11 protein-coding genes are annotated in these 13,720 nt (G+C 58.8%); 5 read left to right on the top strand and 6 right to left on the bottom strand.

Going from position 1 to position 13,720, the window contains the following annotated elements:
* Nucleotides 1–83 precede the first annotated feature (83 nt).
* The 5 genes from V6P94_RS21775 to gap all read right to left on the bottom strand — a co-directional run bounded on the left by V6P94_RS21775 (nt 84) and on the right by gap (nt 6,074).
* Complete coding sequence (locus V6P94_RS21775) at nt 84–2,681, bottom strand: TonB-dependent receptor (protein WP_326397474.1); 2,598 nt, start codon at nt 2,679–2,681, stop codon at nt 84–86.
* Between the two features lie 118 nt (nt 2,682–2,799).
* Nucleotides 2,800–3,705 (bottom strand): FecR domain-containing protein, encoded by a 906-nt coding sequence (locus tag V6P94_RS21770; protein WP_257623035.1) that lies wholly within the window; start codon nt 3,703–3,705, stop codon nt 2,800–2,802.
* Nucleotides 3,706–3,804: 99 nt separating this feature from the next.
* Nucleotides 3,805–4,323, bottom strand: a complete 519-nt coding sequence (locus V6P94_RS21765) for an RNA polymerase sigma factor (protein WP_133077264.1) — start codon at nt 4,321–4,323, stop codon at nt 3,805–3,807.
* Nucleotides 4,324–4,603: 280 nt separating this feature from the next.
* Complete coding sequence (locus V6P94_RS21760) at nt 4,604–5,068, bottom strand: methylglyoxal synthase (RefSeq protein ID WP_133077265.1); 465 nt, start codon at nt 5,066–5,068, stop codon at nt 4,604–4,606.
* Between the two features lie 4 nt (nt 5,069–5,072).
* Nucleotides 5,073–6,074 (bottom strand): type I glyceraldehyde-3-phosphate dehydrogenase, encoded by a 1,002-nt coding sequence (gene gap / locus V6P94_RS21755; protein ID WP_133077266.1) that lies wholly within the window; start codon nt 6,072–6,074, stop codon nt 5,073–5,075.
* A 209-nt stretch (nt 6,075–6,283) separates the two neighbouring features.
* On the opposite strand from gap, the gene edd reads away from it, so the two are divergent.
* From edd to V6P94_RS21735, 4 genes are all read left to right on the top strand, one after another.
* Entirely contained in the window at nt 6,284–8,110 is a 1,827-nt protein-coding gene (edd, locus tag V6P94_RS21750) for a phosphogluconate dehydratase (protein ID WP_133077267.1), read from the top strand.
* The gene (locus tag V6P94_RS21745; protein WP_133077268.1) at nt 8,107–9,063 is read left to right on the top strand and encodes a glucokinase; all 957 of its coding nucleotides are present in this window, start codon (nt 8,107–8,109) and stop codon (nt 9,061–9,063) included. Before edd ends, V6P94_RS21745 begins: the two co-directional genes overlap by 4 nt.
* A 116-nt stretch (nt 9,064–9,179) precedes the next feature.
* Nucleotides 9,180–9,911, top strand: a complete 732-nt coding sequence (locus V6P94_RS21740; RefSeq protein WP_326397475.1) for a response regulator transcription factor — start codon at nt 9,180–9,182, stop codon at nt 9,909–9,911.
* Complete coding sequence (locus tag V6P94_RS21735) at nt 9,901–11,361, top strand: ATP-binding protein (RefSeq protein WP_133077270.1); 1,461 nt, start codon at nt 9,901–9,903, stop codon at nt 11,359–11,361. The genes V6P94_RS21740 and V6P94_RS21735 overlap by 11 nt, the downstream gene beginning before the upstream one ends.
* Here the strand turns inward: V6P94_RS21735 and V6P94_RS21730 are convergent.
* A complete protein-coding gene (locus tag V6P94_RS21730; protein ID WP_326397477.1) occupies nt 11,330–11,977 on the bottom strand; it encodes an AP2 domain-containing protein in 648 nt (215 codons plus the stop codon). The genes V6P94_RS21735 and V6P94_RS21730 overlap by 32 nt on opposite strands.
* Nucleotides 11,978–12,331: 354 nt before the next feature.
* Between V6P94_RS21730 and V6P94_RS21725 the strand changes: the two genes are divergently transcribed.
* On the top strand, nt 12,332–13,621 hold the full coding sequence (locus tag V6P94_RS21725) for an ABC transporter substrate-binding protein (protein ID WP_133077272.1): 1,290 nt from the start codon (nt 12,332–12,334) through the stop codon (nt 13,619–13,621).
* Nucleotides 13,622–13,720: the final 99 nt, after the last annotated feature.

Genomic DNA, 13,720 nt, shown 5'->3' with positions numbered 1-13,720 from the left:
TTGTAACTAGACGATCAGGAAGACGGATCACAGTAAAAAATCCTCACTGCGCAGAACAAAAGTCTGCGCAGTGAGGCGCGCGGTCAGATATCCCAGACCAGATTGATTGCGAAGTTGCGGCCCGGAGCGGTCAAGCGCTCCATATTGGCCGGGTTCAGCACACCGGCTTCGCCCACGCTGTCGTAACCGCGCACGTCATCCCAGTTCCAGTATTTCTTGTCGGTCAGGTTGTACAGGCCAGCATTGACGGTGACGTCCTGGGTGACCTTGTAGAAACCGGTCAGGTCGAGCACGCCATAGCCCGGCGACTTGAACTGTTTGCTGGTGCCATCCGGGGAAAAGAAGGTGTTGTCGTCGACCTGGTTTTTGCTCTTGACCAGTGTCCAGCTCACCAGACCACCGTAGTTCTGTTGTTCGTAGCCCAGGCCCATGACGGCGGTCAGCGGGTTGACGCTGTTGATCGGCTGGCCAGTGTCGTTGTTGCGGCCGTGGGCATACGCCACCGAGCCCTTGGTGTAGAGGCCCTGCGGTGCGCCGAAGGCGTCCAGGTTCAAGCGGCCTTTGACTTCAGCCCCCCTGATGGTGGCGTGCTTGATGTTATTGCTCTGGAACGCAAGTTCGTTGTAGCCGGGGGTGATGGCGTCTTCATTGATGAAGTCGCGGTATTTGTTATAGAAAACTGCGACGTCGAATGACCCCGCCTCAAAGTTGCCGCGCAGGCCCGTCTCGTAGCTTTTGCTTTTTTCCGGTTCCAGATTCGGGTTTGGCTCGACCGTGTAGCCCGCCTGAAGGTTGTCATAGCGACCATACAAGGCCTTGGCGCTTGGGGTGCGGAAGCCTTCGCTGTATTGGCCGTACCACGTGTAGTTATCGTTGAACGCGTAGGTCACGCCAAATTTGGGCGACAGTCGATGCCAGACTTTTTCATCGTCGTTCACCGTGCCTCGCTGGTCACTGTTGACGGTATTGAGGAATTCCTGTGTGACGTGCGGCGTCAGCTTGGTGTAGTCGTAGCGAAGACCGGGCATGAAGGTCCAGTCGTTCCAGCTGATCTGATCCTGGGCGAACAGGCTGTAGGTGTTGATGGTCGGGTCGGGGAAGTCGCTGGACTTGACCAGATAATCGCTCGGGCTGTTGGCGCCAACAGCCGTGCAGCCTCTGCCCACTGCCAGGCAGGTGCCCGAGCCGCTGCGCGAACCGGTGACATTCTGATGCTTGACGGTGGCGCCATAGGTCAGCAGGTGATCGGTGTCGGCAATATGGAAAGCCTTGTCCGCCTGGACGTCCAGTACCCACATTTTTTCTTCATATTTAGTGTTGCGCGAGCGCATCACATTGCGGGTGAAGGGGAAGTAGTTTTCCAGGGTGTTCTGGTCGGTCTTGGCGATCTGGTAGTTCAGGCTCCACTTGAAGTGATCGGTCAGCATGGTGTCGAGAACCATGCTGTTTTCCACACCGAAACGTTCGCGAGTGATGGTGTCCTGGCCGGTTCGGGAGCGATACATGCCCAGCGGCTGGCCGTTGTTGAACGGGCCACCGACGGCACTTTTCACATCGATATCAGTACGGTCCTTGTACTTCTCGTAGGTGAAGGCCAGGCGATCGTCATCGTTGTAGTTCCAGCCGGCCTTGGCCAGCACGTTGGTGGTTTTCACGTCTTCGGGGTTGGCCGCGGTCCGGGAGAGGCCGGTGCCGCCGTGATCGCCATAAGATTTGGTTTCATGCCCGTCGCGCTGGCTCAGGTGCAGCAAGCCATCGAATTCACCCGAACGACCGGCCACCGTGCCCGATTTCAGCCAGCTGCGATCGGCCGAGCTGTAGCCTGTTTTCAGGCGGGCACCGACATCCTGGCCCGGCTTGATGATGTCATCCGGGTCCAGGGTGAAGTAGCTGACGGCGCCGCCGATGGCGTTGCTGCCATACAGCACTGACGCCGGACCACGGAGGATTTCAACACGCTTGATGATTTCCGGGTCGACGTAGTTGCGCTGGGTCTTGGCGTAAGGGCCGTTGAAGAACGAGCTGGGGATTTCAACGCCATCAATCTGGGTCAGAATCCGGTCGCCATCGATACCGCGGATATTGTAGTTGCTGATACCGCCGCGCTGACCGGCGCCACCTACCGTGACACCCGGCTCATAGCGCACCAGATCCTTGATGGTATTGACGTTATCGCGGTCCAGCTCCTGGCGGTCATGGACGGTGACGGTGCTGGGCACCGAGTTCACGTCCTGTTCCTGGCGAGTGGCGCTGATGGTCACTTGTTGCAAGGCCAGGGTGCCGGTGGAGCTGCTGCGCTTTTCCAGCACAATGTTGTTGTTGCCCAGTTTGCGGTAGCCCAGGTTGGTACCGATGAGCAGACGTTCAAGGGCTTTTTCCGGGGGCAGGGAGCCGCGTACGCCGGGCGAGGACACATTCTGCGCCAGCTCTGCCGGTAACCCGACCTGCCAGCCGGTGACGGCGCTGAAATCGTTCAGGGCAGACGCCAGCGGCTGCTGGGAAATCGCGAATTTGTAATTGCCCACGGAGCGGGTGGCCGACTGCCCATCGGTCGCGGCCATGACGGGAGCCGCCTGTACACCGGCCAGGAGCATGGCAGCGGTCAACAACGACAACGTGCACTGCTGCAAACCGCCCGTGCGGACGTTGGATGAGGACCGGCTGTTGAAACGAGTGGGCATTGATAGCGCTCCGTGGTGAACGAATCTTATAGTTGCGAAGCTGATTCAAAATGCGAATCAGTTGCATTGACTACAACGAGACGAACGACCTGTGGCTATCGCGTAAAAAAACTTACAACTAATTAAGAATGACCAGCGCGGGGAATTCCGAGATGTTGCTCGAGGTGATGTGGGCGAGTGAGCGCAGGATGTCCAGCGGCTGGTCGAGCCGGTAGTTTCCGGTCACTGCAATGCTGGCCAGTTTGTCGTTGTTGCTGACGATCCATCCGGGGTAATAGCGGCGCACTTCATCCAGTACTTTGCCCATCGGGCAGTTTTCAAACACCAGGCGCCCTTGAACCCAGGCCAGGTCGGTCTGGGGGTTGAGCCTGGCGGTCTTGCTGAATCCGTTGGGGCCGATGCGCACGCTGTTACCGGCAGACAAACGCATTTGGGTGCCGACACTGCTCACCCGCAAGTCAACATCGCCGCGTTGCACCCGCACTTGGGCTTCGCCATTGAGGTAGCTCACGGCAAAGTCGGTATCGCGCACACTGACACGCACGGGGCCAGCATCAAGGACCATGGGCAGTTCCAGGTCGGCCGGGATTTCGAAGTACGCTTCGCCCTGGTACAGGCGAGCGCTGGCCTGGGCATTGACCACTTTGCTGGAGAACGCGGAGTTGGTGTTAAGCAGTACTTTTGAACCGTCTTCCAGTTGCAGGCGCTGGCGCTCGCCGACCACGGTCAGATGATCGGCTTGCAGTCGCAAGGGCACATTGCCGTAACTGCCGACACAAAGAATCACGACCGCCGCTGTTGCCAGGTGCTTCCAGTGCCGCCCGATGCGTTGCAACAGGCGTGGCGTGCGGCGGGTTTGCAGGGTTTGCGCGGCAGCCAGAACCGGCTCTCCATTCCAGATCGCATTGGCTTTGGCAAAGGCGAGGGCGTGGGCAGGGTCGGCATTGAGCCAGTTTTGGAAGGCGGCTTTTTGTTCGTCGCTCGCACACTCAAGGGTGATCAGCCAGTCCAGTGCCTGATCCATGGCGCTGTCTTGCAGCACGTCTTGCGCAGAATTATGAGTGTCCGGCACGGGTGTTCCTTGGCAGTTACAGAGCGTTCTTACAGGCATAGCCCGTCAAGGTTAAGGCCGATTCAGCCTGTCGGCTACCCCGATGCAGATTGCCATGATTAATTTGAGCTCCTTTTGAACCGTGCTCAAGGACACATCAAGCTCTTCGGCAATCTCCTGATAACTGCAGCCATGAAGGCGGCTCAGGATGAAAATTCGCTGTTGGCGGGCGCTTAGCTGGCTCAGGCTCACACTCAAACGCTCCAGTAATTGCGCGGCTTGATGGGCTTCTTCCGGGGTGCTGAGAGGGGAGGCGACGCCTTCGATGACTTCCAGCGGCACATCTTCGACGACGGTGCGTGACTGAATGCGCCGGGCGCGCAGATGATCGAGCGCCAGGTTGCGTGCGGTCTGGAAAACAAAGGGTTCAAGGTGTTCGACGGAGCGCTCGCTCAAGGCCCGCGTCACGCGCAAGTAGGTTTCTTGCAACAAGTCTTCGGCGGTGCTGTGGTTATTGACCATCCGCTCCAGCGTGCGCAGCAAGGTGACCCGCTGGGTCAGGAAGACTTGATTGAAGTGGGACTGACTCACAGTGCTACCCGACCGATTTTGAGCAAATGATAATGCTTATCATCTATGCCGTTGGTCAAGCGCTGTTTTGAAAAGCCATGAATAACAAAAAACGCTAGCCCCGTGATGAACGCCCCCTGACCTGTAGCCGCTGAGGAGCGCACCGAGGCTGCGTTCGGCGGCGAAGCCGTCGTAAACCCGGGCAATCCGTACGTTCAGACACTTCGCAGCTACCGATTTTGCGACCGCTTCGCGCTCGGACGCAGCCTCGTTCTACTCGTCAGCGGCTACAGAGGGATGGTTAAACGCGGCCTTTGAGGTACGCGCTGTAATCCGGGATGCGGTATTCGTGGGGCTGGCTCATCAGGGGGCTGCTGAGCATGTAGTCAGCGCTGCACTCATTGCAGGCCACCGGAATGTTCCAGACCGCAGCCACCCTCAACAAGGCCTTGATGTCCGGATCATGGGGCTGGGGTTCAAACGGGTCCCAGAAAAACACCAGCATGTCGACCCGCTGCTCCGCGATCCTGGCGCCCACCTGCTGATCGCCGCCCAACGGGCCGCTGATCATGCTTTCGATCGGCAGCCCAAGGCGTTGGCTCAAGAGCAGGCCCGTGGTGCCGGTGGCGCACAGGTCGTGCTGGCTGAGTTCCGATTTGTGGCGCTCGGCCCAGTCCAGCAAGAAACCCTTGCAGTGATCATGGGCCACCAGGGCGATGCGCTTGCGCGCCGCCAGGGTGGCCGTGGTGAAGCTGATACCGATCATCGCGTTACTCCGCGTTGCACAGCGCCAGGCAGTTATCGAGCATGCGGTTGGAGAAGCCCCACTCGTTGTCATACCAGGCCAGTACTTTCAACAGTTTGCCGCTGACTTTGGTGTGATTGGCGTCGAAGATCGACGAAAGCGGGTTGTGGTTGAAGTCGCTCGATACCAGCGGCAGGGTGTTGTAGCCCAGAACTTTGGAGTGCTGGCTGGCTTCCTTGAACAGCGCGTTGACTTCAGCCACGGTGGTTTCGCGCTTAAGCTCGATGGTCAGGTCAACCAGCGACACGTTGATCACCGGAACCCGAACGGCCATGCCGGTCAGCTTGCCGGCCAGCTCAGGCAATACCAGGCCCACGGCTTCGGCGGCACCGGTTTTGCTCGGGATCATGTTCTGGGTGGCCGAGCGCGCACGGTACGGGTCCGAGTGATAAACGTCGGTCAGATTCTGGTCATTGGTGTAGGCGTGGATGGTGGTCATCAGGCCGTTTTCAATGCCGAACTCGCGGTGCAGGATTTGCGCCACAGGTGCCAGGCAGTTGGTGGTGCAGGAAGCATTGGAAATAATTTGGTGGGATTGGCGCAGAATGTCGTGGTTAACGCCGTAGACCACCGTCGCATCGGCATTTTTACCGGGTGCAGAGATAATCACCTTGCGGGCACCAGCGCTAATATGCGCTTCAGCTTTGCTGCGATCTGTGAACAAACCTGTGCATTCAAACACCACATCTACTTTCAGCGCCGCCCAAGGCAGTTCGGCCGGGTTGCGAATGGCGGTCACGCTGATGCGGTCGCCATTGACCGTCAGGCTCTCCTGATCATGCTCGACAGTTGCGTCGAACGTGCCGTGAACCGTGTCGTACTTGAGCAGATGAGCGTTGATCGAACTGTCACCCAGATCGTTGATTGCGACGATCTGCAGGTCCTGACGGTAGCCTTGGGTATACAGTGCGCGCAGGACGTTACGGCCGATCCGGCCAAAACCATTGATTGCGATTCGTAGAGTCATGGAAAGCGCCTGCCATCGATTTGTTGTTGGAATTACAAGATTATTCGCATAAAAATAGAAAACAAGCCATTTAAGTGGCAATATTTTGTTTTATCTACAACGAGTGACCTGAATCAACGGGTCCGAATGGTCGAAGGCGCTCCTCAAAGCCCTTCGGTCAGCATAGGACACGTACAGGTCGCCACATCCGTTAGCCTGGAGTTCAACACATGCATCCCCGCGTTCTTGAAGTCACCGAGCGTCTTATTGCCCGCAGTCGTGCCACCCGTGAGGCGTACCTGACGCTTATTCGCGGTGCCGCCAGTGACGGCCCGCAACGCGGCAAGCTGCAATGTGCCAACTTCGCCCACGGCGTGGCCGGGTGTGGCGCTGAAGATAAAAACAGCCTGCGGATGATGAACGCCGCCAACGTCGCAATTGTTTCGTCATATAACGACATGCTGTCGGCGCATCAGCCCTACGAACACTTTCCTGAGCAAATCAAAAAAGCACTGCGTGAAATCGGCTCGGTGGGCCAGTTCGCGGGCGGCACGCCGGCCATGTGCGATGGCGTGACCCAGGGCGAGCCGGGCATGGAGCTCAGCCTGCTGAGCCGTGAAGTGATTGCGCTGTCGACGGCCGTGTCGCTGTCCCACAACATGTTCGATGCGGCAATGATGCTGGGCATATGTGACAAGATCGTGCCGGGCCTGCTGATGGGCGCGCTGCGCTTCGGTCATCTGCCCACCATCTTTGTGCCGGGCGGGCCGATGCCGTCGGGTATTTCCAACAAGGAAAAGGCCGACGTGCGTCAGCGTTACGCTGAAGGCAAGGCCAGCCGCGAAGAGCTGCTGGAGTCGGAGATGAAGTCCTATCACAGCCCTGGCACCTGTACGTTTTACGGGACCGCCAACACCAACCAGTTGCTGATGGAAGTCATGGGGCTGCATTTGCCGGGCGCTTCTTTCGTCAATCCCTACACGCCATTGCGTGATGCGCTGACCCGCGAAGCCGCTCATCAAGTCACTCGCCTGACCAAGCAAAATGGCGACTTCACCCCGTTGGGCGAAATCGTCGACGAGCGCTCCCTGGTGAACTCCATTGTTGCGCTGCATGCCACTGGCGGCTCGACCAACCACACCCTGCACATGCCGGCGATTGCGATGGCCGCGGGCATTCAGCTGACCTGGCAAGACATGGCGGACCTGTCCGAAGTGGTGCCGACCCTGTCCCACGTGTATCCAAACGGCAAGGCCGATATCAACCACTTCCAGGCCGCAGGCGGCATGGCGTTCCTGATTCGCGAACTGCTGGAAGCCGGCCTGCTCCATGAGAATGTCAACACGGTGGCGGGCTTCGGTCTGAGCCGTTACACCCGCGAACCGTTCCTGGTGGATGGCGAGCTGGTCTGGCGCGAAGGCCCGATCGAGAGCCTCGACGAGTCGATTTTGCGTCCGGTTGCACGTGCGTTTTCGGCCGAGGGCGGGTTGCGGGTGATGGAAGGCAACCTGGGGCGCGGCGTGATGAAAGTCTCGGCGGTAGCGCTTGAGCATCAAATCGTCGAAGCCCCGGCACGGGTATTCCAGGATCAGCAACAACTGGCCGATGCGTTCAAGGCCGGTGAGCTGGAACACGACTTTGTGGCCGTGATGCGCTTTCAGGGCCCGCGTTCCAACGGCATGCCCGAGCTGCACAAGATGACGCCGTTCCTGGGTGTGTTGCAGGATCGGGGCTTTAAAGTGGCACTGATCACTGACGGACGGATGTCAGGCGCCTCGGGCAAGATCCCGGCAGCGATTCATGTCAGCCCGGAAGCTTCGATCGGCGGCGCTCTGGCCCGTGTTCAGGACGGCGACATGATTCGCGTGGACGGCGTAAAAGGAACATTGCAACTGTTGGTGGATGAGGCAGAATTCGCGGCGCGCACCCCGGCAATCGGCACTCTGGATAATGCCGTTGGGTCCGGGCGTGAGTTGTTTGCGTTCATGCGTCAGGCTTTCAGTTCGGCCGAGCAGGGCGCGAGTACCTTTACCTCGTCTCTGGAAAATCTGAAATGAAGCTTGCACTGGTCGGTGACATTGGTGGAACCAACGCCCGGTTTGCGTTGTGGGATAACGACCAACTGCGCTCGGTTCGTGTGCTGGCAACAGCTGATTTCGCCTGCCCGCAAGAAGCCATCAAGCTTTACCTGAGCGACCTGGATCTGGCCCTGGGTGCTGTAGGTTCGGTGTGCCTGTCAGTGGCAGGTCCCGTGAGTGGCGATGAGTTTCGCTTTACCAACAACCACTGGCGCTTGAGCCGGTCGGGGTTCTGTAAGGACCTGCAGGTCGACAATCTTCTGTTGATCAACGACTTCAGCGCTATGGCCCTGGGCATGACCCGCCTGCAACCTGAAGACGTACGTCAGGTGTGCCCTGGCATCCCGGACCCGACACGACCCGCCGTGGTTATCGGGCCGGGAACCGGGCTGGGCGTGGGTACCTTGCTGAACCTGGGTGAGGCGCAGTGGATGGCCTTGCCGGGGGAGGGTGGTCACGTTGACCTGCCCATGAGCAACCCCCGTGAAGTGCAGTTGTGGCAGCACATTTACAACGAAATTGGCCATGTGAGTGCTGAAAGCATTTTGAGCGGCAGCGGTTTGCCGCGGGTCTATCGGGCGATTTGCGCGGTGGATGGCCATACGCCGGTGCTGGACAGCGACCGTGCAATCACGGCAGCGGCCCTGGCCGGTGATCCGGTCGCCCTGCAGGTGCTGGAACACTTCAGTTGCTGGCTGGGGCGTGTGGCGGGCAACAATGTATTGACCATCGGTGGGCGGGGCGGGGTCTATATCGTGGGCGGGGTCATCCCGCGCTTTGCCGATATTTTTCTGGCCAGCGGCTTTGCCCGCAGCTTCGCCGACAAAGGCTGCATGAGCGACTACCTCAAGGGCATCCCGGTGTGGCTGGTGACAGCACCGTATCCGGGATTGATCGGCGCGGGAGTGGCGTTGCAACAGGCATTTGGCTAAAAGCCATGCACACACTGTGGGAGCGGGCTTGCTCGCGTTAGCGCAGACATCGAGTCGCTTGCATCGCGAACAAGTCCGCTCCCACAGGCGTGATAAAAACAATAAGGAACATCACTGTGAGTGCACCCGGCAAATCCATTTTGCTGGTCGATGATGACCAGGAAATTCGAGAACTCCTTGATATCTATCTCACCCGCGCCGGTTTTCAGGTGCGTACCGTGGGCGATGGTGCGGGCTTTCGTGAAGCACTTGATGGGACCGCCAGTGATCTGCTGATCCTCGATGTCATGTTGCCCGACGAAGATGGCTTCAGCCTGTGCCGATGGGTGCGACAGCATCCGCGCTTTGCCCAGATCCCGATCATCATGCTCACCGCCAGTTCTGACGAGGCCGATCGCATCATTGGCCTTGAACTGGGCGCCGACGACTACCTGGGCAAACCCTTCAGCCCCCGTGAACTGCTGGCACGAATCAAGGCATTGCTTCGCAGGGCGCAATTTGCCAATACCAGTTCGGGTAACGAAGTCCTGGCGTTCGAAGAGTGGCGACTGAACACCGTGACCCATCGACTGTTTCATACCGATGGCGAAGAGGTGATTCTGTCCGGGGCTGATTTTTCGTTGCTCAAGCTGTTTCTGGATAACCCGCAACAGATTCTTGACCGCGACACCATCGGCAATGCGACCCGCGGTCGGGACCTGATGCCTCTGGACCGAATTGTCGACATGGCCGTCAGCCGCTTGCGCCAGCGTCTGCGCGACACCGACAAGCCCCCCCGGTTGATCCGTACCGTACGCGGCAGCGGCTATCAGTTGGCGGCTCAGGTCTTGTCCGGCAATGACCTTTAATTTCCTGCGCAAATGGCACATGCCCCGCTCATTGCTGGGGCGTATGTTGCTGCTGACGTTGCTTGCCATTTTGCTGGCGCAAACCTTGTCGAGCGCGATCTGGCTGTCGCAGTTGCGCACCACGCAACTCGAAGGGCTGGTCAACAGTGCGCGCAGCATGGCGCACTCGATGAATGCGACCGTGGCTTACCTGCGCTCCCTGCCGCTGGCCTATCGTCCGCTGGTGCTGGATCAATTGCGCAGCATGGGCGGAACACGGTTTGTGGTGAGCCTCAATGACAGGCCCCTGGACATGCCCGTATTGCCGCCGACCCAGCGCAAACAGGCGGTGCTGGACGCCGTGGACAAGGTGTTGCGCGAGGCAGTGGGACCCGATGTCGACATGTCGGTGACGTTTGTCAGCCCCCAGGACCTGCGCATTTTCAATGCGGGCCTCAAGCTCGATGAGTTGCCCCGTTCCTGGGCGCATTTCGCCTTGACGCTTGAGCCGGTCAATCCACCGGTGCTGGTGACGCAAATCCAGATGGTGCCGGGCGAGTGGCTGTATATCGCGTCCCTGTTGCCGCAGCCGTACACCAGCCTCGAAGAAGAAGGACTGCCGGCATTGCAGGTGTGGTTCATCGTGCTCAGCAGCGTCTTTTTATTGTTGTTCATCGGCTTGCTGGTGCATTGGCAAAGCCGCCCGCTCAAGCGTCTGGCCCGGGCGGCCCGTGACATGTCGCTGGGTGAGGATGAAGTCAGGCCGGTCGAGATCGGAGGCGGCAGTGAGGTGGTCGAAGTGGGGCGAGCCTTCAACACCATGCGTGCTCGCATCAGCCGTTATCTGACCGAGCGCAGTCAGTTGTTCAGCGCCATTTCCCATGACCTGCGCACCCCGATCACCCGCCTGCGCCTGCGGGTCGAACTGCTTGAAGACGAGCAGTTGCAGCACAAGTTCGGACGCGATCTGGATGAGCTGGAGATGCTGGTCAAAGGTGCGCTGCAGTGTGTGAAAGATACGGACATTCACGAAAACATCGAGGCAGTGGACTTGAATCACCTGCTCGACTGCTTGATCGAGCCGTATTTACTCCCCCAGGGAAACGGTCGCGTAACCCTTCAGGGGCGAGCCCTCAAACCTTACCCCGGCAAGCCGCTGGCCCTGCGCCGCTGCATGGGCAACCTGATCGACAACGCCCTCAAGTACGGCAACAACGCGCACTTGCGTATCGATGACAATGAGCAGGCCTTTGTGCTGACCGTTGATGACGAAGGACCGGGGGTGCCCGAGCAACGCCTGGAGCAAGTCTTCGAGCCTCACTTTCGCCTGGCCGGGCAGCAGCAGGGTTACGGGCTGGGGCTCGGGATTGCCCGCAGTATTGCCCATAGCCACGGTGGTGAAGTCAGTCTGCAAAACCTGCGCGTGGGCGGCCTGCGGGTCACTTTGCACTTGCCGCGAAATGGCGATTGATCGACTGGCTCGCCTGTTCGGCACTGATGGGTAGCAAGGGTTCCAGTGGGCGGTCTGAGGCCACTTCCATCATGGACGTTGGCTGGCGGTGACTGCTCATCGCGGCGTTGATACGGTTTTCGCGCACCCGCCTGCTGGTCTGACTGAAGTGCAGCTGCAGTTTTTCCATGGCCACATCATAGGGTTCGTTGCACAGGGTCAGTTGCCTCTCGCGCTCTTGCAGCGCCAACCGCTTGGCCTCGTCATCGCCATAGCGATCCACACGAAAACTCTTGCTCAGGTTGTAACCGTGAATGCGGGTCGTGGCGCGCCAGTAATGGATCTGGTTGGCGTGCACCCGATAGACCCCGGGGTGCCCGCTGGTGTTGAGGCGCGTCAGGCGTTGGCGATTTTCATAGGTGAGGGGCTGGGGCATTTCCAGCACCAGCTGGTTGCGCAAATGTTCAGCTGCATCCAGGGCCGCGGCCTCACCGCCATACTCGGCTAAGTCGAATTGGTGGACATGCACTTTGCCTGAGCGCCGGATGTCCAGTTTCCAGGCGTAGCGGCAACCGTCCGGATACTCCAACGGGCAAATGAAACAGTGGTTCTGGGCCGTTGCACGATATTTCTGCATGAGTCTCATCTCCTGATGGGTGTCTGCATCCGTTCTTGAAACGTGGCGATGTGTTGCAGACTCGCTGAAGTTATTTACAGGTTCAACGTGGGAAAACGACTTCGGGATGCGTCCTACAGTCAACGCAGAAAATGCCTTACGTGGCTTTGGGGGCAGCTTTATGGCTTACAGGAAAGCAGAGTCAGACATCGTTGAAATATCCTCGGAACCAAACGCCCTCACCCTGCTTCTGTGTCACCAGGTTGTGACATTTGAGCGTCTCTTCGTTACGTGCGGGCAGACGGTGATGGATACACTCTTTGGCAGCGCAAGCAAAAAGACTTGCACAGCTATAACAACAAGAAAGGTCCAGACATGAATTCATTCAATCGCCTCGCCGTTGTCATTTCTCTGGCTACATTATTCCCCCTGGGTGCTTATGCCGCTGCCCCTGCCGACTCCAAAGGCACGGTTGAAGTGGTGCATTGGTGGACCTCCGGTGGTGAGGCCAAAGCGGTTGATGTGCTTAAAAAGCTGATCGAAAAAGACGGTTACACCTGGCAGGACAGTGCCGTGGCAGGCGGTGGCGGTGCCGCCGCCATGACCGTACTGAAAACCCGGGCCGTCTCCGGCAACCCGCCTTCAGCAGCACAAATCAAAGGCCCTGACTTGCAAGAATGGGGCGCGCTCGGTTTGTTGACCAACCTCGATGAGGTTTCCAAGGCCAATCACTGGGACACCCTGCTGTCGAAAACCGTCTCCGACACCATGAAATACGACGGCCATTACGTGGCTGTACCGGTGAACATTCACCGGGTGAACTGGTTGTGGATCAATCCCGAAGTCTTCAAGAAGGCAGGCATCGACAAAGCGCCAACCACCCTTGATGAACTCTACGCGGCAGGCGACAAACTCAAGGCCGCGGGCTTTATCCCTCTGGCCCACGGTGGTCAGCCGTGGCAGGACAGTACGGTCTTTGAAGACCTGGTGCTCAGCGTCATGGGGCCAGATGGCTACAAGAAAGCCTTCGTCGATCTTGACGAGAAAACCCTGACCGGCCCCCAGATGGCTGAAGTTTTCACCCACCTGAAAAAACTGCAGGGCTACATGGACCCGGATGGCACCGGTCAGGACTGGAACCTGGAAGCCGCCAAGGTGATCAACGGCAAGGCCGGTATGCAGATCATGGGTGACTGGGCGAAAAGCGAGTGGGCTGCTGCGGGTAAAAAGGCCGGCACTGATTTTGAGTGCGTGCCATTCCCGGGCACCCAGGGCAGCTTTACCTACAACATCGACTCGCTGGCGATGTTCAAACTGTCGGCCAAGAACAACACGCCGGGCAATATCGCCGCGCAAAACGACGTGGCCAAAGTCGCGCTTGAGCCTGAATTCCAGTACGTGTTCAACCAGAACAAAGGCTCGATCCCGGTACGCAGTGACCTGGACATGAGCAAGTTCGACAGCTGTGGTCAGGCCTCAGCCAAAGACTTCGCCCAAGCGGGCAAGGCCAACAGCCAGCTGCCGAGCATGGCGCACAACATGGCCACTTCACTGGCGGTGCAAGGCGCGATTTTCGACACCGTCAGCAACTTTATGAGCGACAAGAGTGCTGATCCGGCCACGGCCGGTAAAAAGCTCTACTCGGCCATCAAGTCCGCACAGTAATTCGTTGATCTGACCTGCCACGCCTGCGCGTGGCTCCCCCTTATCCCTGGTTGTGCGGCATCTGCGTGTGCAGATGCCGGCATACCCTCTCGGGAGTAT

The organism is Pseudomonas sp. ML2-2023-3 (assembly GCF_037055275.1).
Lineage (GTDB): Bacteria > Pseudomonadota > Gammaproteobacteria > Pseudomonadales > Pseudomonadaceae > Aquipseudomonas.
This window is presented reverse-complemented; position numbering and strand designations above follow the sequence as displayed.